17 protein-coding genes are annotated in these 21469 nt (G+C 73.4%); 9 read left to right on the plus strand and 8 right to left on the minus strand.

The annotated features are described in order from the left end of the window. Nucleotides 1-30 precede the first annotated feature (30 nt). The 3 genes from AB0C21_RS21680 to AB0C21_RS21690 all read right to left on the minus strand — a co-directional run bounded on the left by AB0C21_RS21680 (nt 31) and on the right by AB0C21_RS21690 (nt 5132). On the minus strand, nt 31-2268 hold the full coding sequence (locus AB0C21_RS21680) for a SulP family inorganic anion transporter (RefSeq protein WP_500206397.1): 2238 nt from the start codon (nt 2266-2268) through the stop codon (nt 31-33). 139 nt (nt 2269-2407) lie between these two features. Continuing rightward, a complete protein-coding gene (locus AB0C21_RS21685) occupies nt 2408-4282 on the minus strand; it encodes a hypothetical protein (protein ID WP_500206399.1) in 1875 nt (624 codons plus the stop codon). Between the two features lie 268 nt (nt 4283-4550). Beyond that, on the minus strand, nt 4551-5132 hold the full coding sequence (locus AB0C21_RS21690) for a YbhB/YbcL family Raf kinase inhibitor-like protein (protein WP_149262426.1): 582 nt from the start codon (nt 5130-5132) through the stop codon (nt 4551-4553). Nucleotides 5133-5526: 394 nt separating this feature from the next. Here AB0C21_RS21690 and AB0C21_RS21695 point away from each other — a divergent pair, with 394 nt between their 5' ends. Next, the gene (locus tag AB0C21_RS21695) at nt 5527-6900 is read left to right on the plus strand and encodes an NAD(P)/FAD-dependent oxidoreductase (RefSeq protein ID WP_149262282.1); all 1374 of its coding nucleotides are present in this window, start codon (nt 5527-5529) and stop codon (nt 6898-6900) included. Between the two features lie 85 nt (nt 6901-6985). Here the strand turns inward: AB0C21_RS21695 and AB0C21_RS21700 are convergent, their stop codons facing one another. Together AB0C21_RS21700 and AB0C21_RS21705 are read right to left on the minus strand one after the other, a co-directional pair. Beyond that, nucleotides 6986-7795, minus strand: coding sequence for an ABC transporter permease (locus AB0C21_RS21700; protein ID WP_149262283.1), 810 nt, complete (start codon nt 7793-7795; stop codon nt 6986-6988). Further along, nucleotides 7792-8784 carry an ATP-binding cassette domain-containing protein gene (locus tag AB0C21_RS21705; protein WP_500206402.1) on the minus strand — a complete coding sequence of 331 codons (993 nt, stop codon included), beginning with the start codon at nt 8782-8784 and terminating at the stop codon, nt 7792-7794. Before AB0C21_RS21705 ends, AB0C21_RS21700 begins: the two co-directional genes overlap by 4 nt. Nucleotides 8785-9119: 335 nt before the next feature. Here AB0C21_RS21705 and AB0C21_RS21710 point away from each other — a divergent pair, with 335 nt between their 5' ends. Together AB0C21_RS21710 and AB0C21_RS21715 are read left to right on the plus strand one after the other, a co-directional pair. Then, nucleotides 9120-9680 carry a PH domain-containing protein gene (locus AB0C21_RS21710; RefSeq protein ID WP_353819902.1) on the plus strand — a complete coding sequence of 187 codons (561 nt, stop codon included), beginning with the start codon at nt 9120-9122 and terminating at the stop codon, nt 9678-9680. Beyond that, on the plus strand, nt 9677-11119 hold the full coding sequence (locus AB0C21_RS21715) for a PH domain-containing protein (RefSeq protein ID WP_500206404.1): 1443 nt from the start codon (nt 9677-9679) through the stop codon (nt 11117-11119). The genes AB0C21_RS21710 and AB0C21_RS21715 overlap by 4 nt, the downstream gene beginning before the upstream one ends. Here AB0C21_RS21715 and sepH read toward each other — a convergent pair. Then, on the minus strand, nt 11091-12986 hold the full coding sequence (gene sepH, locus AB0C21_RS21720) for a septation protein SepH (protein WP_500206406.1): 1896 nt from the start codon (nt 12984-12986) through the stop codon (nt 11091-11093). The genes AB0C21_RS21715 and sepH overlap by 29 nt on opposite strands. A 454-nt stretch (nt 12987-13440) precedes the next feature. Between sepH and AB0C21_RS21725 the strand changes: the two genes are divergently transcribed. Continuing rightward, entirely contained in the window at nt 13441-14355 is a 915-nt protein-coding gene (locus AB0C21_RS21725) for a hypothetical protein (RefSeq protein ID WP_500206408.1), read from the plus strand. On the opposite strand, the gene AB0C21_RS21730 is transcribed toward AB0C21_RS21725, so the two are convergent. After that, nucleotides 14352-15662, minus strand: a complete 1311-nt coding sequence (locus AB0C21_RS21730) for a D-arabinono-1,4-lactone oxidase (protein ID WP_500206409.1) — start codon at nt 15660-15662, stop codon at nt 14352-14354. The two genes, AB0C21_RS21725 and AB0C21_RS21730, sit on opposite strands and share 4 nt — an antisense overlap. Before the next feature lie 142 nt (nt 15663-15804). On the opposite strand from AB0C21_RS21730, the gene AB0C21_RS21735 reads away from it, so the two are divergent. The 3 genes from AB0C21_RS21735 to AB0C21_RS21745 are packed head-to-tail and all read left to right on the plus strand — an operon-like array spanning nt 15805 to nt 18818. Then, complete coding sequence (locus AB0C21_RS21735; RefSeq protein ID WP_500206411.1) at nt 15805-17058, plus strand: lytic transglycosylase domain-containing protein; 1254 nt, start codon at nt 15805-15807, stop codon at nt 17056-17058. A 45-nt stretch (nt 17059-17103) separates the two neighbouring features. After that, nucleotides 17104-18012: a ferrochelatase gene (locus tag AB0C21_RS21740; RefSeq protein WP_500206413.1), complete on the plus strand. Its 909-nt coding sequence runs from the start codon at nt 17104-17106 to the stop codon at nt 18010-18012. Next, nucleotides 18009-18818 (plus strand): inositol monophosphatase family protein, encoded by an 810-nt coding sequence (locus AB0C21_RS21745; protein ID WP_500206415.1) that lies wholly within the window; start codon nt 18009-18011, stop codon nt 18816-18818. The genes AB0C21_RS21740 and AB0C21_RS21745 overlap by 4 nt, the downstream gene beginning before the upstream one ends. Nucleotides 18819-18951: 133 nt before the next feature. Here AB0C21_RS21745 and AB0C21_RS21750 read toward each other — a convergent pair whose 3' ends face one another. Next, nucleotides 18952-19128, minus strand: coding sequence for a hypothetical protein (locus AB0C21_RS21750; protein WP_500206417.1), 177 nt, complete (start codon nt 19126-19128; stop codon nt 18952-18954). Between the two features lie 302 nt (nt 19129-19430). Here AB0C21_RS21750 and AB0C21_RS21755 point away from each other — a divergent pair, with 302 nt between their 5' ends. Both AB0C21_RS21755 and AB0C21_RS21760 read left to right on the plus strand, forming a co-directional pair. Further along, entirely contained in the window at nt 19431-20084 is a 654-nt protein-coding gene (locus AB0C21_RS21755) for a response regulator transcription factor (RefSeq protein ID WP_500206419.1), read from the plus strand. A 104-nt stretch (nt 20085-20188) separates the two neighbouring features. Further along, nucleotides 20189-21445 carry a sensor histidine kinase gene (locus AB0C21_RS21760; protein WP_500206638.1) on the plus strand — a complete coding sequence of 419 codons (1257 nt, stop codon included), beginning with the start codon at nt 20189-20191 and terminating at the stop codon, nt 21443-21445. The last annotated feature ends 24 nt before the right edge of the window (nt 21446-21469 follow it).

Consider the following 21469-nt stretch of genomic DNA (forward strand, 5'->3'; position numbering starts at 1 on the left):
GGGTCGTCCGGCCGGGGACGACCCGCGCTTTCACGTGCGGGACCCGGGCTGCGGGGCCTCGTCCAGGACGGGGGCGAAGGCGCCGCCGGCCTGGTCGAAGACCTCGACGGTGGCGGTGCCGAGGTCCAGGTAGAGGCCCACGAGCTCGATCTCGCCGGCCTCGACCCGCTCCCGGAGCCACGGATAGGTCAGCAGGTTGTCGAGCTGCTGCATCACGTTGATCTTGCAGAGGCGGGTGAGGGGCTGCTCGTCGCCGGACGGCTTCTCGGCCAGGAAGCGGGCGAGGCTGTGGTTGCCGTGCTTCAGCCAGCGCGACAGGCCCTTGAGGTGCTCGACCTCGGCGCCGCCGGCGAGCAGCGCGGCCATCGCACCGCAGTTGGAGTGGCCGCACACCGTGATCGTCTTGATGTCCAGGACGTTGACGGCGTACTCGACGGTGGCCGCGACGGAGTCGTCGGGCGTCCGGGAGCCGTGCCGGGGCACCAGGGCGCCGACGTTCCTGTTGATGAACAGGTCGCCGGGGCCGCTCGCGGTGATGATGTTGGGCACGATGCGCGAGTCGACGCAGGTGATGAACAGGTGCTGCGGTTTCTGCTCCATCGCCAGCTCGGCCATGATCGGCCGGACCAGCTGGGCCGTGCGCCCGTGGTACTCGCGGACGCCGTTCAGCAGGACGTCCGCGGGGGACATCTCGGGTGCGTCGAGTTCGGTCTCGGAGCGCCGCCGCCGGTTCGACCACGGCGCCCACCAGCGGGCAGGGGGCGGAGTCTTGGCCGGTTGGGACATATCGCCTGTCACAGCTCTTTCATACCAAGCCTCGTGTACCTCGTCGATGTCGACCCTCCCTCCTTGGCGTTCGTGCGCCAGCCGCCAGCGGTGGACGGCGTCGAACGCGGCATGATCCATGAAGTCGACGTTGAGGTCCAGATCGACGCTGCCGTCCGCCGGGATCCGCTGGAGCGCCCGGGCCACGCGGGGGACGCCCAGGAAGGTGAACGTGCCCTCGACGACCACGTGCCAGCGGGGCGGGGCGAGGGCGTCCGCGGGGTCGGGGACGAGCTGCTCCGTCCGGACCGAGAGCCGGGTCAGCCGGCGCAGGGCCAGCACCGCCATGACACCGACGCCGAGCAGGACGCCCTCGCCGAGTCCGAACAGCACGACGCCGCCGAGGGTGACGAAGTAGGCCGGCGCCTCCCGGTGGTGGCGCAGGTCGCGGACCCGGGACAGGTCGGCCAGCCGGACGCCGAGCACGACCAGCAGCGCGGCGAGCGCCGCCAGCGGGACCTGCTCGATGAGCGGCCCGCAGGCCAGGGCGAGCACGAGGACCCAGACGCCGTGCAGGACGGGGGACAGCCGGGTGCGGCCGCCCGCCTCGACGTTGGCGGTGCTGCGGACGATCACGCCGGTGACCGGGAGGCCGCCCAGCACGCCGGAGACGGCGTTCGCGGCGCCCTGGCCGAGCAGGTCGCGGTCGAGGTCGGCGGGCGGGACGCCGGCGGGCCGCGCGCGGTCGACCGCGACGCTGCACAGCAGGGACTCGACGGCGGCCACGAGCGCCACGGAGAGGACCGCGCCGGTGATGCCGAACAGCGTCCCCTGCGGCATGACGGGGGTGCTCCAGTCGTCCAGCAGCGAGGCCGGCAGGTCGACGCGCGGCACCCGCCAGTCGAGGGCCCACGCGACGGCGGTGGCCAGGACGACGGCGGGCAGCGGGCCCGGGACGAGGCGGAGCGCCGCGATCCGCGGCAGCCGGGACCAGCCCAGCACGACGAGGACCGTCAGCCCGGCGACGAGCGCGGACTGGGTGTGCGGCCGCGCGAGCTGCCCGGGGAACTCCAGCAGGTTCGTGACGGCCGACTCCTGGGGGCTGCCTCCGAGGACCACGTGCACCTGGGCTAGGACGATCAGGATGCCGACCCCGGCGAGCATCCCGTGCACGACTGCGGGGGAGACCACGAGGGCGGCGCGCGCGACCCGGCTCGCGCCGAGCAGGATCTGCACCAGCCCGGCGAGCATGGTGATCGTGCAGGTGGCGCGCCAGCCGTAGGTCTGCACGAGGCCGGCGACCAGGACGGTCAGTCCGGCGGCCGGGCCGCTGACCTGGAGCGGCGAGCCGCCGATCAGGCCCGCGACGATGCCGCCGGCGACGGCGGCGATCAGCCCGGCCGCGACGGGCGCGCCGGAGGCGACGGCGATGCCCAGCGAGAGCGGGATCGCGACCAGGAACACGACGAACGAGGCGAGCAGGTCGCGCCGCAGAGTGGACACGCTCGGTGGCTTTATAGTCACACAACGTATTCAATCAGAACCAGCGGTGCTCGGTCCCGACAAGACGAGGGCCGCCGGACGGATCCGGCGGCCCTCGGTCGACTGTGCGGGTCGGATGCGCGGGTAGAACGCGCGGTGGTCAGCGGCGGTAGTTCTCCCAGTCGTCGGCCTGCTGGCGGGAGCCGTACGGGGGGTTGTCGTTCTGCTGGCCGCCCTGCGGGTAGCCGCCGCCCTGCTGCTGGGGCGCGCCGCCGTAGTAGCCCGACCCGTACGCCTGCGTGGCGTTGGGGTCGGGGTAGCCGCCGGTGCCCTGGTCGTGCGGCGCGGCCAGCGGGTCGTTTCCGCCGTTGTAGCTGCTGCCGCTGAAGTCGCCGTAGGCACCGGAGCCGCCGGAGCCGCTCTCGCCGCCGCCGCCGAATCCGCCGAGCGGGTCGTCGTAGCGCTGGGAGTCGCCGTAGGCCGGGGCGGTCGGGTAGCCGTCGCTCTGCTGGCCCTGCCCGTACCCGGACGGAGCGCCCATCCCGGAGTCGTAGCCCTGGCCGGACCCGGCTCCCGGGTCATAGCCGCCCTGACCGCCGGACGGCGCCGGCCACGGGCCGGTGTTGCCGGTGCTCGGCGCGCCGGTCGAGCTCGTCCCGTACGAGCCGGTGCCCAGCGGGTCGCTCAGCGGGTCGTTCAGGGAGCCGCCGTAGGAGCCGCCCGGGTCGGACGACGGCGCCGGGCCCGTCGACCGCTGGCGGTCGGACTGGATGCGCTGGAGCAGTTCGTCGACGGTCGGGAGCTTGTGGCCGTCGGTGTCGGAGCCTCCGCCGGGGCCGCCGTGCGCCGCCGGTGCGGGCGCGGAAGGGACCGGCGGCGCGGGCGGCGCCGGCGGCTCCTCGGGACGGCCGAGCGGCAGCCCGAGCGGGTCGCCGCCGAGGGCCCCGCCGGGACCGGACGGGCCGAGCGGCATGTCGTAGTCCTGGCGGCCTCCGGGCGGCGGGCCGGCGGCCGGACGGCCGCTGCCGAGCGGGTCGGAGGTGTAGTCGCCGTAGGACGGCTCCTGGGTGCCGTACTGCGGCTGCTCGGGGACGCCGTACTGCGGCTGGTCGCCGCCGTACTGGTCCTGGCCTCCGCCGTACTGGTCCTGCCCGCCGTACTGGTCCTGGCTCCCGTACTGGTCCTGGCTCCCGTACTGGTCCTGGCCGCCGTAGGAGGAGTCGCCGGGGCCGTAGTCGGCGGCGCCGTACGCGGGCTGGGGCTCCTGACCGCCGTACACCGGCTGGTCGGGCGCGCCGGGGCCGCCGAAGGGGCCCTGCACGCCGGAGCCGCCCGGCCCGGCCAGGTCGGCCGGGATGGGGTCGAGCGACGTCGCGCCCGGGTCGTTGCCCGGGAACGGGGAGCCGCCCTGGAAGCCGCCGGGGCCCTGGGGAGCCTGCTGCGGGCCGGTCCCGCCGCCGAGGCCGTTGAGGACGGTGCCGTCGGCGCCCAGCGAGACGGGCTGGGTGAGGCCGGGCGGCTCGACGGCCGGCTGCTCGGGCGGGGGGCCCTGCGGCGCGTTCAGGGGGTCGGCGGCCGGGTCGGGCTCCTGCCGCGCGCCGCCCTCGTCGTGCTGCCACGGGAACTTGGGCTTGTCGAAGGTGATCGTCGCCCAGTAGTCGTCGTCCTCCATCTCGTCGGACGCGTGGCCCGGCGGCGGGGGAGGCGGGGCGGACGGGGGCGGGCCGGAGGTGGGAGCGGCGAGCGGGCCGCCTCCGCCGCCGGCGACGCGGCGGTCGGGGACGGGCTCGGGCGCGCGGTCGTAGCCGCCGTCGTAGCCCTCGTCGTAGCCGGGGCCGTACTCGTCCGGGCCGCCCATCTGCTCCTGCGGCGGAGGGACTCCTCGGCGGCCGCGCGGCTGCTTCTGCGGCTCGTCGTCCATCCAGTCGTCGTCGTCATCGCCTCCCGCCCTGCTGGCTCGCAGGCCGAGGGCCACGAGGACGACCACGAGGACGACGACCACAATGAGGCCGAAGACCACGATGTAAGAAGTCATGCCACCACCCAATGCCTTGGCCCGGCGAGAGTCGCCAGCGCGGACCGCGGGTCCGTCCCGATTGTCGCCAGCGTCCGGATAGTCACGGGTTTCCGCCGCCTTGGCTTACCCCGATTCTGTCCGACCGCTATGACCGTTGTCACACCCTTCGCGCACATTTACCCTCACACGGCGCGTGCCGATCGGCCAACTCCGCCGATCCGCACACCCCTGACAGCTCCGCCCCCGGAGGGGCCCCGCCCTGACCCTGTGCTCTCAGGCTCCACGGTCAACGCGCCTGCTCGCCGCCGAAGTTCCCGGTGATCCGCCCGCGGCCCACCGTGTGCTCGGCGATCGCGGGGAGCGAGTCCTTCAAAGCCGCGCCGTTCTTGAACGGTGCCGGATCGTCCAGCGCGTAGATGCTGAACCGGTACCGATGCTTCTCTCCCTTGGGCGGGCACGGGGGCGCGTAGCCCGCCTTCTTGCCAGTGTTCAAACCCACGACGGTCCCGTCCAGCCGGGCGCCTTCGACCAGCTCGTTCACGGTGCCGTCGATGCCCGCGATCACCCAGTGGACCTTGGCGCCGCCGGAGGCGTCCGGGTCGTCCATCACGATCGCGAACGACTTGGTCCCGGCGGGCGCCGACCACCGGAGCGGCGGGGTCTTGCCCTGCCCGCCAGGGTACGTCGTGCAGCCGTATCTCGGGGGCAACTCCCGCCCATCGCGGAAGACCGGGCTGGTCACGGTGAACCACTCCGACAGCTCGGCGCTCTCGTTCTCCGGCTGGCCGATCAGCCCGCAGCCGCTGAGCGCCCCGGCGAGTGCGAGGGCGCCCGCCGCGGCCATGATCGAACGCCGGTCTCTGCTCATCATCGATACGCTCCAGGGCGAGATCGTACGCCGCGCGCCGCCGGGCCGCCGTCGTCTCGGCCCCCGGTTCTCGGCCGCGTGCGTCCCGCCGCCGGCGCCCCCTTCCTCGTCCGCCCCAACCATAGGGCTTTCTCGGGGGTGGGACGGGCGGTTCGCCGCGCCCCGGGGAGGCGCCGCCCGGCAGGGCGGCCTGTGACGTTCGTCATGCGTACTTTGCCCCGTTCCATCCCGTGTTTGGGGAAGGAGTGGCGGGTTTCACACCCGATACGGGCCCTTCGTTTACCCGCACGGGAAGTTCATCGGTTCTTTCCTGGTTCCTGGTTGGTGAAGGGCACGTTCCATCCGCTAGTTTGTGAATGTCTTCACAAGCCGACCGTGACATTGGAGGGCCGCAATGGCCAGGACCGCCGAGGGAACCCCTGGCGCTCCCCACATCCTCATCGTGGGTGGCGGCTATGTGGGCATGTACACCGCTCTTCGCCTGCAGAAGAAGCTGAAGCGGGAGCTGAGGAGGGGCGAGGTCAGGGTCACCGTCGTCGACCCCAACTCGTACATGACGTACCAGCCGTTCCTGCCCGAGGCCGCCGCCGGGAACATCTCCCCGCGGCACGTCGTCGTCCCGCTGCGCCGGGTGCTGCCGAAGTGCACCGTCCGCAAGGCGCGCGTCACCGAGCTGAACCACGACGAGCGATGGGCGATCGTCCAGCCCCTGGCCGGACCGCCCGAGCGGATCTCCTACGACTACCTGGTCATGGCGGCCGGCGCGGTGCCGCGGCTGCTGCCGATCCCCGGGCTCGCCGAGAACGGCATCAGCCTGAAGACCGTCGGCGAGGCCATCCACCTGCGCAACCACATCCTGGAGCAGCTGGAGATCGCCGAGTCGACCGACGACGTCGAGCTGCGCCGCAAGGCGCTGACCTTCGTGTTCGTCGGCGGCGGGTTCGCCGGCGTCGAGGCGGTCGCCGAGCTCGAGGACATGACCCGCGACGCGACCAAGTACATGCGCAAGGTCACCCCGCAGGACCTGCGGTTCATCCTGGTCGAGGCGACCGGCCGCATCCTGCCGGAGGTCGGCCCCGACATGGGCAAGTGGACCGCCGAGCAGCTGCGCGGGCGCGGCATCGCCGTGAAGATGAACACCTTCCTGCAGTCGGCGGTGGACGGGCAGATCGAGCTGTCGGACGGCAGCAGCTTCCCGGCCGGCACCCTCGTGTGGAACGCGGGCGTCAAGCCGTCGCCGGTCGTGCGGCACGGCGACCTGCCGCTGGACGAGCGCGGCCGCGTGAAGGGCACCGAGTACCTCACCATCGAGGGCCTCGTCCGCGCGTTCACCGCGGGCGACAACGCCGCGATCCCGGACCTCACCGAGGACGGCCAGTTCTGCCCGCCGAACGCCCAGCACGCCGTCCGGCAGGCCAAGCTGCTCGGCGACAACATCGTCCGGTCGCTGCGCGGCAAGACCCTCAAGCCCTACGTGCACGGCAACCTCGGCGCCGTCGCGGGCCTCGGCCTGCACAAGGGCGTGGCCAACCCCCTCGGCATCAAGCTCAAGGGCTGGCCCGCGTGGTTCTTCCACCGCAGCTACCACGGCGCGATGGTCCCGACCTTCAACCGCAAGATCCGCGTCATCGCGGACTGGACGCTCGCGCTGTTCCTCAAGCGCGAGACCGTCTCGCTCGCGACCATCGAGCAGCCGCGCGCCGACTTCCAGCTCGCGGCCCTCGACGACGCCAAGGCGAAGGCGAAGGCCGACCAGAACGCGGCCTGACCCGGTCGAACGCGCCTCGGTTCGCTCGAGAACGCCCCGGCGGTCACCCGACCGCCGGGGCGTTCCCCGTTTTCAGGCCCGGTTCTCAGGCGCGCTGCTTGAAGGCGCGCAGGGACAGGGGGGCGAACACCAGCGAGATGCCCACGCCCCACGCGAGCGCGATCCAGGCGTGCTGCAGGACGGGGCCGCCGACCAGCAGGCCGCGCATCGCCTCGACGAGCTGGGTCACCGGGCTGTTGTCCATGCAGAACGCCAGCCAGCCGGGGATGCCCTTCGTGGACGGGATGAACGCGGTGCTGAGGAAGCTCAGCGGGAAGATCACCACAAAGCCGAAGATCTGCACCTTCTCCGGCTCGTTGACCTTCATCGCGATGAAGACCGACGTCCAGGAGAACAGGATCGCGAAGGCCAGCAGCAGCAGGAACGCGCCGCCCACCGCCAGCACGTTCGTCTCCACCCGGAAGCCGATCGCGAACCCGACCAGCAGCAGGATCGTCATCGACCACGCCTGCTTGACGGTGTCGGCGATGATCCGCCCGGCGAGCGGGGCGCTGCGCGCGATCGGCAGGCTCCGGAACCGGTCGAACACGCCCTTGGTGATGTCGGTGTTCAGCCCGAACCCGGTGCTCATCCCGGCGAACAGGGCGTTCTGGGCGATGATGCCGGGGATCACGATCGGCAGGTACGCCTCGACGCTGCCCTTCATCGGCGGGCCGAACACGTAGGCGAACAGCAGCACGAACATGATGGGCTGGATCGACAGGTCGAGCAGCTCCATCGGGTTGTGCTTGATCTGGACGAGGTTGCGCCAGGCCAGCGTGACCGTGTTGCGCAGGGCCGTGGCGGGCGCGACCCGCTTGGACAGCTCCTGCGGCGCGAGCGTCGCGGTGGTCATGCGGAGGCACCTTCCTTGTCGGCCTGCTTCTCCAGTTCGCCGGCCTCGGCGTCGATGTCGTCGGTGTGGTGGCCGGTGAGGGCGAAGAACACCTCGTCCAGGCTGGACTTGCGCAGCGACAGCTCGCCGACGGCGACGCCCGCCTCGTCGAGGCGGCGGACCACGGCGGGCATCAGCTGCGGGTCGGTGATCGGCGCGCTGACCAGGTCGTCGCGGACCTCCGGGACGGCCTCGGCCAGCTCCCCGACGATCCGCTCCACCGCGGCCACGTCCGCCGCGTCGACCGGCCTGACCTCCAGCACCTGCCCGCCGACCTGGGCCTTCAGCATGTCGGACGTGCCGTGCGCGATGGCCTGGCCGCGGTCGATCACGATGATGTCGTCGGCGAGCTGGTCGGCCTCCTCCAGGTACTGCGTGGTGAGCAGCACGGTGACGCCGTCGTCGGTCAGGCCGCGGACGATGTCCCAGAGCCCGTTGCGGCTGCGCGGGTCGAGGCCCGTGGTCGGCTCGTCCAGGAACAGGATCTGCGGGCGCCCGACGAGGCTCGCCGCCAGGTCGAGGCGGCGGCGCATACCGCCCGAGTACGTCTTGGCGGCGCGCTCGGCGGCATCGGTCAGCTGGAAGCGCTCCAGCAGCTCGCCGGCGCGCGCCCGGGACTCCCGGCGCGGCAGGCCGAGCAGCCGCCCGATCAGGACGAGGTTCTCGGTGCCGGTCAGCATCTCGTCGACCCCGGCGTACTGGCCGGTCAGCCCGATCAGCTGGCGCACCTTGTGCGCCTCCCTCACCACGTCGTAGCCGCCGACCCGGGCGGTGCCGCCGCTCGGCTCGATCAGCGTGGCGAGGATCCGGGTCATGGTCGTCTTGCCGGCGCCGTTCGGCCCCAGCACGCCGAGGACCGTGCCGGCTTCGGCGGTGAGGGAGACGCCGTCCAGCGCCCGGGTCTCACCGAACCGCTTCTCCAGGCCGTCGGCCTGGATCGCGTAGGTCATGGGATCTCCTAGGACTCGGTTGCCGGACGCCGGTGCCCCCCGCGGCCGGGGAGCCAGCAAAAGTAGACGGAGTCCGGGTCAGGTGCATCCGAATTTCCCGCCGCCCGGGCACAGCACGGCCGGCGGCGTGAACCACGCCACAAACCTCGCATGCCCCACTGACAAACCCGCGATGCCGACGATCTTCTGCGCAGCGGATCTCCTTGCTCTCCCGACAATCTCGCACGCGCTACTGACAGAAACGTCGCCGCGCCGGGAATCGTGCCGCCTGTTCCCTGGCCGTTCCCGGCCCGCGGCACGGCGAAAGGGCACCCCCGGGGTTCTAGACTCGCGGTGTGACGTCGGTGCGGCGCGGTCGCCGGAGGGACGGCGGGGGGCCGCACCCGCCGCGGCTGCGGCCGCCCGAGCACCGGGTCTCGCCCCGCGCCATCGCGCACTGGGCCATCGAGTACCTGCTGCTGTGGGGCCTCGCGTTCGGTCTCGCCCTCGGCGTGGCCGCCTGGGTCGGCGACGCCGGCTGGGACGCGCCGCCCGGCTGGCTGACCGGCCGGATCGGCTGGCTGCCCTACATCGTCGGCGGCGCGGGGCTGCTCATGGTCGCGGTCGCGCCCGTGTGGCGGTACCGCGTCCACCGCTGGGAGGTCAGCGCCGACGTCGTCTACACCCGCACCGGCTGGTTCAGCCGCGAGTGGCTGCTGGTGCCCGTCGGGCGCATCCAGACCGTCGACAGCAAGCAGGGCCTGATCGAACGGATGCTGGGCCTGGCCACCATCGAGGTGAACACCGCCTCCCACGCCGGCTCCTCAGAGGTCTCCGGCCTGCCCGTGGACGTGGCGACGCGGCTCGCCGAAGACCTCGCGCACCGCGCGCACGACCTCCGCGACGACGCGACGTGACCGCACGCCTGCACCCGCTCACCTTCGTCGTCGGCGCGGTCCGCGAGCTCATCGCCCTGCTGGCCGCCGGTGCGACGGGCCTGCTCGTGGGCGGGCTGTCCACGGCGTTCTACTTCACGCTCGTGGGGCTGGCCTTCGGCCTTGTCTTCCACGTCGCGAACTGGGTGACGTTCACCTACGTCCTGCACGACGACCGGATCGAGTTCCGGCGCGCGCTCATCGGCCGGTCGGTCAAGAGCATCCCGCGCGACCGGATCCGGGGCGTGGACATCAGCGCGTCCCTCCCGCACCGGCTGCTCGGGCTGGCGGTCGTGCAGATCGACGCCGGCGCGGACGGCGGGGAGGCGGAGCTGAATGCGGTCTCCCGCGCCGAGGCGGAGCGGCTGCGCGGCGTCCTGCTGGCGCGCGACGCCGAGGTACCGCCGCGGCGCGTGCTCGGCCGCATGCGCCGGCGCTGGTACCTGTACGCCCCGCTCAGCGGCGCCTACCTGCTCACGCCCTTCGCGCTGGCGGGCAGCCTCCTCGGCACCGTCTACAACCTCGGCGACGACCTCGGCCTCATCACGCGGGAGCGCGTGGAGAGCCTGGGACACGACGTGGTGGGGCTCCCCACCGCCCTGGTCCTCGCGCTGATCATCCTGACGCTGATCGCGATGCCCGTCATGTCGGTGATCGCCTTCACCCTCTTCAACTGGGACTTCACCGTCCACGAGCGGGACGGGTCGGTCGTCGCCGAGCGCGGCCTCGTCACCCGCCGCAGCGTCTCCCTCGAACGCCGCCGCCTCCGGGGCGTCGAGCTCGCCGACAACCCGTTCGAGCGGGCGGCGGGCGTGACCCGCCTCGGCGCCCTCATCACCGGGCTCGGGGACGCCGCCCAGCGGGGGCGGCTGATGCCCGCCGCGCCGCGGTCCGCCGCCGAGGCCCTCGCCGCGCGCGTCGTCGGGAACGTCCCGGGGCCGCTGACCGCCCACCCGCCGGCCGCGCGGAGCCGCCGCGTCGTCCGCGCGATGGCGGCTCCGGTCGGCGTCGGCGTGCTCGCCGTCCTCGCGGGACAGCCCTGGGTCGCCTGCGCGTGCGCGGTCCCGGCCGTCCTCGCGGTGCCGCTGGGCCTGGACCGCTACCGCCAGCTCGGCCACGCCACCGACGGGGAGCGCCTCACGGTGCGGTCGGGCTCACTGCGCCGCCGCCAGGTCGTCGTCGAGCACTCGGCCGTCATCGGCTGGCGGATGCGCCAGACGCTCTTCCAGCGCAGGCTCGGCCTCGCCACCCTCTTCGCCGCCGTGGGCGCGGGCGACGGCGGCTGCTCGGCGACCGACATGTCCGAGGACGACGCCGTGGCGCTCGCCGCCGCCATCACGCCCGAGTGGCTGACCCCGTTCCTGGACGGGACGCCCGGTGCCGACGCCGAGCCTATTCGGGCCGGCGGGCACCGAACATGATCTCGTCCCAGGACGGGACGGAGGCGCGCTTGCCCTTCGCCTTGCGCCGCCGGGCCGGACGCTGCGCGGCGGGGGACTCCCCGGCCGCCGCGGCGGCGGCGGGCGAGCCGGTGGCCGGCTTGTCCTGAGCGGCGGGCATGGCGGGCCGGCCCGCCGGCTTCTTCTTGGCGGGCGGCCGCGCGGGCTGCCGCTGCGGCGCGGCGGGCTTGCTCTCGGCGGCGGGCTCGCGGGGCGGAGCGGGCTTGCGGACCGGCGCGGCCTTCCGCTCCTCCTCGGGGGCGCGCGGCGCGTCGGCCTCGACCCGGGGCCGGGCGGCGGGCGGCGCCTGCGGGGCCTCGGCGGGCCCGGCCGGGGCAGGCGGCTCCGGCGTGGCCTCGACCGGCTCGGCGGGCGCGGCGGACGCCGCGGCCTCCGGTGCGTCGTCCGTCTCGGGCGTGGCGTCTGCCTTGTGCGCTTCGTCTGCCTTGTGCGCTTCGTCGGCCTCGTGGTCGTCGCGTGCCTCGGGCGCCTGCTCCGGGAGATCCGTCTCCGCCGGTTCCGCGGAAGCGTGCTCCTCTTCGCGAGCCTCTCCGGGGCCCTCCGCGTCGAGCGCTTCGGTCTCCTCGGAGGCGGCGGCCTCGTCTTCCCGCTGCTGGACGTCCTCGGCGGGCAGTGCCTCTTCGGCGGCGGCCTCATCGGCGGTGCTCTCGGCGACCGCCTCGGCGGCCTCGCCGGGCTCGGCGGTCTCGTGCCCCAAGGCGGCCGCGCTCTCGTCGTGCCCCTCGGCGGATGCGGTGGCCTCGGCGGGCTCCGCCGCCCCGGCGGCGTCGCGCGGCTCCTCGCTCTGGACGGGCGTGACGGCCTCGTCGGCGGGCGTCTCGGCGGAGGGCGCGTCCTGACCCGCCTCCTCGGCCGGCGGGCCGGGACGAGACGCCTCGTGGCCGTGCGCGGGCCGGCCGGGCTGCGTGGCCTCGCGCAGCGACGGCGTCTCGGACGCCTCGCGGAAAGCGGGCCGGGGATCGACCATGCGGCCGCGCTCGACGATGTACGCGCGGGGCTCCGCCGCGCGCAGCGGCTCGGGGGCCCCCGGCTGCTCCGGCTCGGCGGGCAGGCCCCGGGCGGTGAACTCGCGGCCGCCGGGCGCGATGCCGCGGTCCTGGGACACGGTTTCGCGGCCGTGGGACACGGTGTCGCGGCCGTAGGGCGCGGTGTCGCGGCCGTAGGGCGCGGTGTCGCGGTCGCTGGAGACGACCTTCATCGCGGGACGGCGCGGGACGAGCGGGGTGACGGTGTCGGAGAGCGCGTCGTCGTCCCACTCGACGGAGGTGAGCCGGGCGGCGACCTCGTCGAGCGGGGAGACGTGCCGGCGGCGCGGGTCGAACGTCCACTCGGCGGCGTGCGGGCGGCCGCCCTCGAAGAAGGACAGCCGGACGCGCCAGGTGTTGTCCTCGCACTTCCAGGAGTCCCACTCGACCTCTTCCAGGTCGACGCCGCCGCGGCCGAGGCGCTCCTCGACGGTCTCGCCGAGCGGCGGGCCCGGGGTCGACTCGCCGGGACGGCGGACGGCGACGCGCTGCGCCTGCTGGGCCATGTATTCGCGTTCCTGCAGGACCGGACCCTCGAACCAGCGGACGCGTTCGACCGGGATGCCCGCCGACTCGGCGATCTCCTCCGCGGTCTCCCCGGACCGGATGCGGGCCTGGATCTCCTTGGGGCGCAAGGGACTCTCCACTTCGATCTCGAACTGGCCGAGGCGGGAGAAGTGCCCACGGACCGCGGCGCGGAGCCGGTCGTCGACGGGCAGGGTGAACCGGGTGCCTCGGCCCGCGGTGGCCAGGACGAGGTACGTACCGTCCTCGCTGACCGCGACGAGGCGCAGCTCCTGCATGCGTGTCCTTCCTGCCCTGTCCAGACGGCACGGAGGACGCCGGACCGCGCGACCGTGCTCTCACCGGTCGGCCGTCCGATGCCCACCGAGGGCGCATGCGTGCCCTTCCCCCGGGTTCCCGAGTCTCTCTTTCGGACACACCTGCTGCCAGCACCGTACCCGGCATGTCCGAACATCGCCGCTCTCGAAGCCCTCTTCACGAGGTCGAAGAGGGCACCTGCCCAAGCTTGCCGGTGCCGCGACCGGCGAGGGGGCGCTCTGCGCGATTCTTGTCCATCCTTTTCCACACCGTTCCTGACGGGCTCGTGAACGCCCCGCGGATCCGACGTTGCGAGCGTCACGTCGTGGGCAGGAACACCCGCGTGCTCCCGATCGGTTTCTCTTCGGGGTGTCCGTGGCGAGAGGGAACAACAGGAAAGGGGTGAGTCAGGCGATGCCGCGCAAGCTGCCGGATGTGAGTACGACGCAGCTGATCGCGAGTGCGGCGGCGACGGCGGTCGCCGCGCTGGGAGCGTCCTACCTGGGCGTGTACGGGACGATCATCGGTGCGGCGCTGATGAGCGTCATCTCCACGGCGGGGTCGGCCGTGGGCAAGCACTACCTCGACCAGGGCCGGGCGCAGATCAAGGAGCTGACGCACCTGCAGGCGGCGGTCCGGCGCCGGGACGCGGCCGAGGGGGCCGCGGACGAGGCGAGGAGCTCCGACCCGACCCGCACGGCGGTGTGGTCCGGCGACCCGAACGCGACGCGGCTCGACCCGGTGGCCCTCGGCGGCGACCCGAACGCCACGCGGCTCGATCCCGGCGGAGATCCGGGCGCCACGCGCCTGGACCCGGTGCAGACGGTCGCCGCCTCGCTCGCGGAGGAGGCCGGCGAGGACGCGGTGCGCCAGGTCGTCCGCCGCTCGGCGTGGCAGAGCACGGTCGAGTGGGCCAAGGCGCACTGGGTGACGCTGGTGGTCTCCTCGGCGGCGGTGTTCGCCGTGGTCCTCGGCGGGATCACGATCTACGAGGCGGGCACCGGCAAGCCCGTCGGCGGCGCGAGCGGCAAGGGCCTGACCGTCACCAAGGTCTTCGACGGCGGGGGGAGCGGGCAGCCGGCCGACACGCCGTCGCAGGCGCCCTCCGGCGGCACCACAGAGGAGCCCGGCACCTCGCCGAGCGGCACGCCCACGGGTGAGACGCCCTCCGGCGGCCCGAGCTCCCCGTCCCCTGGGACGTCGGAGCCCACCGAGCAGCCGACCCAGGCGCCCACGACCGCGCCGACGACGGCGCCGACGACCCCGCAGGCGCCCACGACCACCCAGGGCCCGCAGGACGGCGGCCAGGGCGTCCCCGACCCGCAGGGCGGCACCACCCCCGGCGACTAGTCGCCGAAGACCTGCCTCGTGTAGGGGTTGGCGAAGCGGCGGTCGGGATCCAGCTCGTCGCGCAGGGCGCGGAAGTCGCCGAACCTGGGATACGCCTTCTCCAGGTAGGCGGCGTCGCGGGTGTGGAGCTTGCCCCAGTGCGGGCGGCCGTCGAACCCGGTCAGGAGGTCCTCGACGCCGCGGAAGTAGTCCTCGTGCGGGTCGCGGTGGTAGACGTGCACGGCGATGAACGCGCTCCTGCGCCCGTGCGCCATCGACAGCCAGGCGTCCTCGGAGGGAAGCAGCCGGACCTCGATGGGGAAGCTGATCCGCCAGTCCCGCTTGGCGAACAGGGAGCGCAGTTCGCGCAGCGCGGGCACGAGCTCCTCGCGCGGGATCGCGTACTCCTGCTCCTTGAAGCGGACCGTCCGGGGGCTGGTGAAGACCTTGTACGAGGTGTCGCTGTAGGTGCGGGCCCCGAGCGCCTTGGCGGAGATGCCGTTCACGAACGGCGCCGTGGCGGGCGCTCGGTGCGTCACCTTGTTGACGGCTCCGAAGACCGTGTTCGACAGGAACTGGTCGTCCATCCAGTGCTTGAACTTGGACAGCGGCTGCGCGGGCCCCTCGACGCGGTTGTTGCGCTTGGTCAGGCAGCCCTCGGTGTGGGGGAACCAGTAGAACTCGAAGTGCTCGTTGGCGGCGTCGAACTCGTCCACGCGCGCGAGCACCTCGTCCCACTTCATCGGCGCCTCCTGCGCCTGCAGCAGGAACGCCGGGACGGTCCGCCAGGTGATGGCGGTGACGACGCCGAGCGCGCCGAGCCCGGCGAGGGCCGCGGCGAACAGGTCGGGACGCTCCTCGTGCGAGCAGGTGACCAGGGCGCCGTCGGCCAGGACGAGTTCCAGGGCCGCGACCTGGGAGGCGAGCCCGGCGGCGTCGCGCCCGGTGCCGTGCGTGGCGGTCTGCAGCGCGCCCGCGACGGTCTGCTCCTGGATGTCGCCCATGTTGGCCAGCGCGAGACCGTGCTCCTCCAGGACGCGGTTGAGCGCGTGCAGCGGCAGCCCCGCCTCGACGGTGACGAGGCCCGTCGCGGTGTCGACGGAGCGGACCGCGGTGAGCGCGGTGGGGCGGAGCAGGACGCCCTCGGCGACGGCCGCTCCGGTGAAGGAGTGCCCGGTGCCGGTCATGCGGATGGTGAGGCCGTCGTCGGCGGCCGAGCGGACGGCGGCGGCCACCTCGTCGGCGCTGCCCGGCGTGGCGGCGCGGTGCGGCGCGGCCTGCTGGTTTCCCGCCCAGTTCTGCCACTTCTGGTTGGTCGCTGGGGACATGCGGTGACTCTACTCACGAATCGATCGTGAGGAAAGTTCACATTTTTCGGGAGCCCGATCGGGGGCACAGAGTCGGCGATACCGTACGATCCGGTAACCACAGCAGGTCAACCGTCCGTAGCGACACTCGTGGGGAAATGTTGTGGCTCCTCCTTCAGCTCCGCGCACCGGCGCGCCCGGCGGCGGCGAGGCGCCCGCCGCCCGCCCGCCGAGGCCGCGGCCCGAGAAGAAGAAGCGGGATCCGCGGGGGAAGAACGCACCGCAGCGGCGGGGCGGCCGGGCGCTGCCGTTCCTCATCGGCGGCATCGCGGTCCTGGCCGTCGCCAGCACCTCCGGCGGCGTCTACGCGGCGCTGACCACGAAGACGGAGAAGCCCGGCAAGACCGACCCGCAAGAGGCGGCGCCGCCCAGCGTGCGGCCGGGCGACCCGGTCAACGTGGCCACCGGCGGCCAGGTCGCGCCGCTGCGCCGCGTGGTGCCGCCGGACGTGCTCGCCGTCGGCACCGGCTCGATCCCCGCCGCCAAGATCGCCCGGATCGCGAAGCTCGGCAAGGTCAGGGACGTGGCGGCGGTCGCGGGCGGCGCCGTCCAGCTCCAGGGCCGCCAGGTGAACGCGTTCGCCGTGGACCCCTCGGCGTTCCGCTCCTGGACGCCGCCCGGGACGGCGAAGAAGACCGACCTGTGGGCGGCCCTGGCCGGGAACCAGTTCGTCGTGTCGCCCGCCGCCGCCCAGCAGCTCCAGCTCAACCGCGGCTACCAGTACCCGGTGGTGGCGCGGACGATGCCGAGGCTGACCATGGGCGGCTCCGGGCCGCTCGGCCTGCCCGGCATCGACATGCTCGTCAGCAGGAAGTCCGGCGAGGAGATGGGGCTCGTCCCGAACGTGGCGGTCCTCGTCAACGCGCCGGGGGTGAGCCCCGGCAAGGTCGTCCAGGCCGTGACCAAGATCCTCGGCCCGGGCACGAGCGTCCTGAACCTGCACGACACCAAGTACCAGGCGCCCGCCGACGGCGGCCGGCCCGGCAGCTACCTGGACCTCTACAAGCAGGCGGCCAAGAGCTGCCGCGGCCTGTCCTGGACGGTCCTCGCGGCGATCGGCCAGGTCGAGAGCGACCACGGGCGCAACGCCGGCCGCTCCAGCGCGGGCGCGCTCGGCCCGATGCAGTTCCTGCCCTCCACCTGGAAGGCGTACGGGGTGGACGGCGACGGCGACGGCAAGGCCGACATCACGAACCCCTACGACGCCATCCCCGGAGCGGCCAAGTACCTGTGCGCCAACGGGGCGGGCCGCGGCGGGAAGCAGCTCTACCGGGCCGTCTGGCAGTACAACCACGCCGACTGGTACGTCCAGAAGGTCCTCAATCTGGCGAACGCCTACTCGGCGCGCTACGAGTGACCACCCCTGGCGGGTGATCGCGGCCGTGGCTGATTGGATGGACGCATGACGTCGTACGACGCATTGCTACTGCTGTCCTTCGGAGGGCCGGAGGGGCCCGAAGAGGTCGTCCCGTTCCTGGAGAACGTCACCAGGGGCCGCAACATCCCCAAGGAGCGCCTCGAGGAGGTGGGGGAGCACTACTTCCTGTTCGGCGGGGTCAGCCCGATCAACCAGCAGTGCCGCGACCTCAAGGCCGCGATCGAGGCCGACTTCGCCGCCCACGGCGTGGACCTGCCGGTGTACTGGGGCAACCGGAACTGGACCCCCTACCTCGCCGACACCGTCCGGCAGATGAAGGAGGACGGGATCCGGCGCGCGGCCGCGTTCGTCACGTCCGCCTACAGCGGCTACTCGACGAACGACCAGTACCTCGCCGACATCGCGCGCGCCCGCGAGGAGGTCCCGGGCGCCCCCGAGATCGACAAGCTCCCCGTCTACGCGGACCGGCCCGGTTTCATCGATCCGTTCGTGGACGCGGCCAAGGACGCGCTGAGCCGCCTGCCCGGAGGCGCGCGGCTGGTCTTCACCGCCCACAGCGTGCCCCTGTCCCAGCCCAACCAGGAGCTCTACACCGCCGAGCTGCACACGGCCGCGCAGACGGTCGCGGAGCGGGCGGCCCCCGGGGCGCCCTGGGATCTCGTGTACCAGAGCCGCAGCGGGCCCCCGAGCCAGCCGTGGCTGGACCCGCAGATCACCGACCACCTGGACGGCCTCCACGGGCAGGGCGTCCGCGCCGTCGCGGTGGTGCCGATCGGGTTCGTCTCCGACCACATGGAGGTCAAGTACGACCTCGACGTCGAGGCCGCGGAGCGGGCCTCCGAGCTCGGGCTCGCGTTCGTGCGCGCCGCCACGCCCGGAAGCGACCCGCGCTTCGCCTCCCTTCCCCGCCACCTTCTCGAAGAGGTCTCATGAGCCTGGCCGACGAGCTGCTGGAGCTCGCCGCGGCGACCGCCCGCGAGGCGGGCCGGATGCTGGTCGACAAGCGCCCCGCCGGCGGCCCGGACGTCGTCCAGACCAAGTCGTCGCCCACCGACGTCGTCACCCAGATGGACCGGGCCGCCGAACGGCTGATCATCGAGCGGATCAGGGCGGTGCGGCCCGGCGACGGCTTCCTCGGCGAGGAGGGCGGCACTCAGGACGGCGCGAGCGGCGTGCGCTGGGTGGTCGACCCGATCGACGGGACCGTGAACTACCTCTACGACCTGCCCGACTGGGCGGTGAGCATCGCCGCCGAGGTCGACGGCGAGGCCGTCGCCGGGGTGGTGGAGATCCCGCGCCGCGGCGAGACCTACACGGCTGTGCGCGGCGGCGGCGCCCTGCAGCACACCAGGTCGGGCGCGCGCGAGCTCCGCGTCAACGCGGACGTGCCGCTCGGCAGGGCGCTCGTGTCCACCGGGTTCGGCTACGACGCGGGACGGCGGGCGCGGCAGGCGGAGGTCCTCACCGGGGTGCTGCCGAACATCCGCGACATCCGCCGGGGCGGGTCGTGCTGCGTGGACCTGTGCTCCCTCGCCGCCGGGCGGGCGGACGCCTACTACGAGCGCGGCGTCCAGGCCTGGGACATCGCGGCCGGCGGGCTGATCGTCCGGGAGGCGGGCGGGCGCGTCGAGGGCCTGCACGGCGCGGCCCCGGGCCCCGAGCTGACCATCGCCGCCGGACCGGGCACCTTCGAGGCGCTGCACGACCTGCTGGCCCCCCTCGACCCGACCAGGGACTGACGCGGGACGGCGCCCGGCGAGGGCCGGGACCGGCGAGGACGGGCGGGCACCGAGACAGGGGCGGACACCGAAACGGGGAGCGCGGGACCGGGCCCCGGGCTCCCCGTCACGGACAGCGCCTTGCGACGGCGGGTCAGTCGCAGCGGGGCGGTTCGACGCCGATGTCGTTGTTCGCTGCGATCCGGCGCAGGTCGTCGATCTCCTCCTGGCGAATGTCCGCCATGTAGGTGTCACCATCCGCGTGGGCGCTCCGCAGCGACGCGTACGCGTCGTCGAGCCGCTGCTGGATCATGCGTGACAACTCGCCCATGGGCCTCCTCCCGGATCGTGCCCATGCCTACCCAGGCCTAGGCTTGAGTCAAACCTGTCCGCCGGTGCAATTTTCGCGGATTCTTGCGTCGGTGAGATCACGATCTGGCGTACCAGAAGAGGAACACCTGCTTACGGGCGTCTTACGGCTTCCATGGCATATCTGAAGCGGGCACGGTGAACGGCCGGACGCGGTGGCGCACGCACGCGCGGAGCGCGTGCATGCTTGGACCGCGTGCATGCTCGAACCACGTGCATTCTCGAACCACGGGGCCGCCCGTGCCCCGACCAGAAGGGGGACCCTTGCGTGTTCTAGTCGTCGAGGACGAGCGCGTGCTCGCCGACGCGATCGCCACCGGCCTGCGCCGGCAGACGCTGGCCGTGGACGTGGCCTACGACGGGGCGGGCGCGCTGGAGCGCACGGGGGTCAACGAGTACGACGTGATCGTGCTGGACCGCGACCTGCCCAAGGTGCACGGCGACGACGTCTGCAAGCAGCTCGTGGCGCAGCGCTACCCGGCGCGGATCATCATGCTGACGGCGGCGGGGGAGCTGGACGACCGGGTCGAGGGGCTGTCCATCGGCGCCGACGACTACCTGGCCAAGCCGTTCGCGTTCGCCGAGCTGATCGCCCGGGTGCGGGCCCTCGGCCGGCGCGCCGCCGCGCCGCTGCCGCCCGTGCTGGAGCGCGCCGGGATCACCCTCGACCCGGCCCGCCGCGAGGTCTCGCGCGACGGCCGCCCCGTGGAGCTCACCCGCAAGGAGTTCGCGGTGCTGGAGGTGCTGCTGAGCGCCGACGGCGCCGTCGTCAGCTCCGAGCACCTGCTGGAGAAGGCGTGGGACGAGCACATCGACCCGTTCACCAACGTGGTCCGGGTCACGATGATGACGCTGCGCAAGAAGCTCGGCGACCCCCCGGTGATCGAGACCGTGCCGGGAGTGGGATACCGGCTGTGACCGAGGAGACCGCACCCCAGAACCGTCCGGGCGGGCCGCAGGACGACGGCGCCCGCCCGAACCCGCCCGCGGGGGACGGCGCGCGGGCCGCGCAGCCGGCGTCCGTGACGGCCGTGGCCGGCGAGGCCGGCGACGCCGGGGCCCGGCGCGGCGGCCGGTGGAGGCGCCCCGGCCCGCAGCAGGTCCCCCAGCCGTACCCGGCCGCGAAGGGCATGTGGCGCGGCGAGGGCGCCGGGCCGTTCGGCCAGGTGCCCGTGCTGCCCGGCCGGATGAGCGTGCGGCTGCGGCTCACCCTGCTCTACGGGCTGCTGTTCTTCATGGCGGGCGCGCTGCTGCTGTTCGTGATGTCGGTGCTGATGGCCAACATCCTCGGCAACGTCAAGGTGATCGGCCTCGGCATCTCCGCCGAGGAGTCGGCCGAGCTGCAGCGCCAGTTCGTCGAGCAGACGATGCGGCAGCTCGTCGGGCGGTCGCTGCTCGCGCTCGGCGGGGTGGGCGTCATCACCCTGGTGCTCGGCTGGTTCGTCGCCGACCGCGCCCTCAGCCCCCTGCAGCGGGTCACCACCACCGCGCGCCGGCTGTCGGAGAGCACGCTGCACGAGCGGATAGCGCTGGAGGGCCCGGACGACGAGATCAAGGAGCTGGCCGACACGTTCGACGCGATGCTGGAGCGGCTCGGGCAGGCGTTCGACACCCAGCGCCGGTTCGTCGCCAACGCCTCGCACGAGCTGCGCACCCCGCTCGCGATCAACCGGACGCTGCTGGAGGTGGCGCTCGGCGACCCGGAGGCCTCCGACGACCTGCGCGCCGTCGGCCGGACGCTGCTGGCGACCAACGCCCGGCACGAGCGGCTCATCGAGGGGCTGCTGCTGCTCGCCCGCAGCGAGCGGGAGCTGACCGCCCGCACGCCGGTCGACCTGGCGGAGGTGGCGGCGGCGGTGCTGGAGCAGTCGGCGCGCCGCGACCACGACAACGACGTGGCCGTCCACCCCGAGTTGACGTCCGGGACGGCGCTCGGCGACCCGGTGCTGCTGGAGCACCTGGTGTCCAACCTCGTCGAGAACGCGATCAAGCACAACGTCGAGGACGGCGGCGAGCTGTGGATCCGGACCGGCATGCTGGAGGGCTACGCCACCGTCCAGGTCGAGAACACCGGGCCCGTCGTTCCCGCCTACGAGGTGGAGCGGCTGTTCGAGCCGTTCCGGCGGCTGAACGCCGACCGCGTCGAGTCCTCCAAGGGCGCGGGGCTCGGCCTGTCGATCGTCCGCTCGGTGGTGCTGGCGCACCGCGGCGCCGTCTACGCGGTGCCGCGGCCGGGCGGCGGGCTGATCGTCACCGTCCGGCTCCCGCCCGCCGCGTGAGCGCGGCCACCTGAGCGCGGCGCC

The organism is Spirillospora sp. NPDC049024, assembly GCF_040649235.1.
In the GTDB taxonomy this organism is placed as follows: Bacteria; Actinomycetota; Actinomycetes; order Streptosporangiales; family Streptosporangiaceae; genus Spirillospora.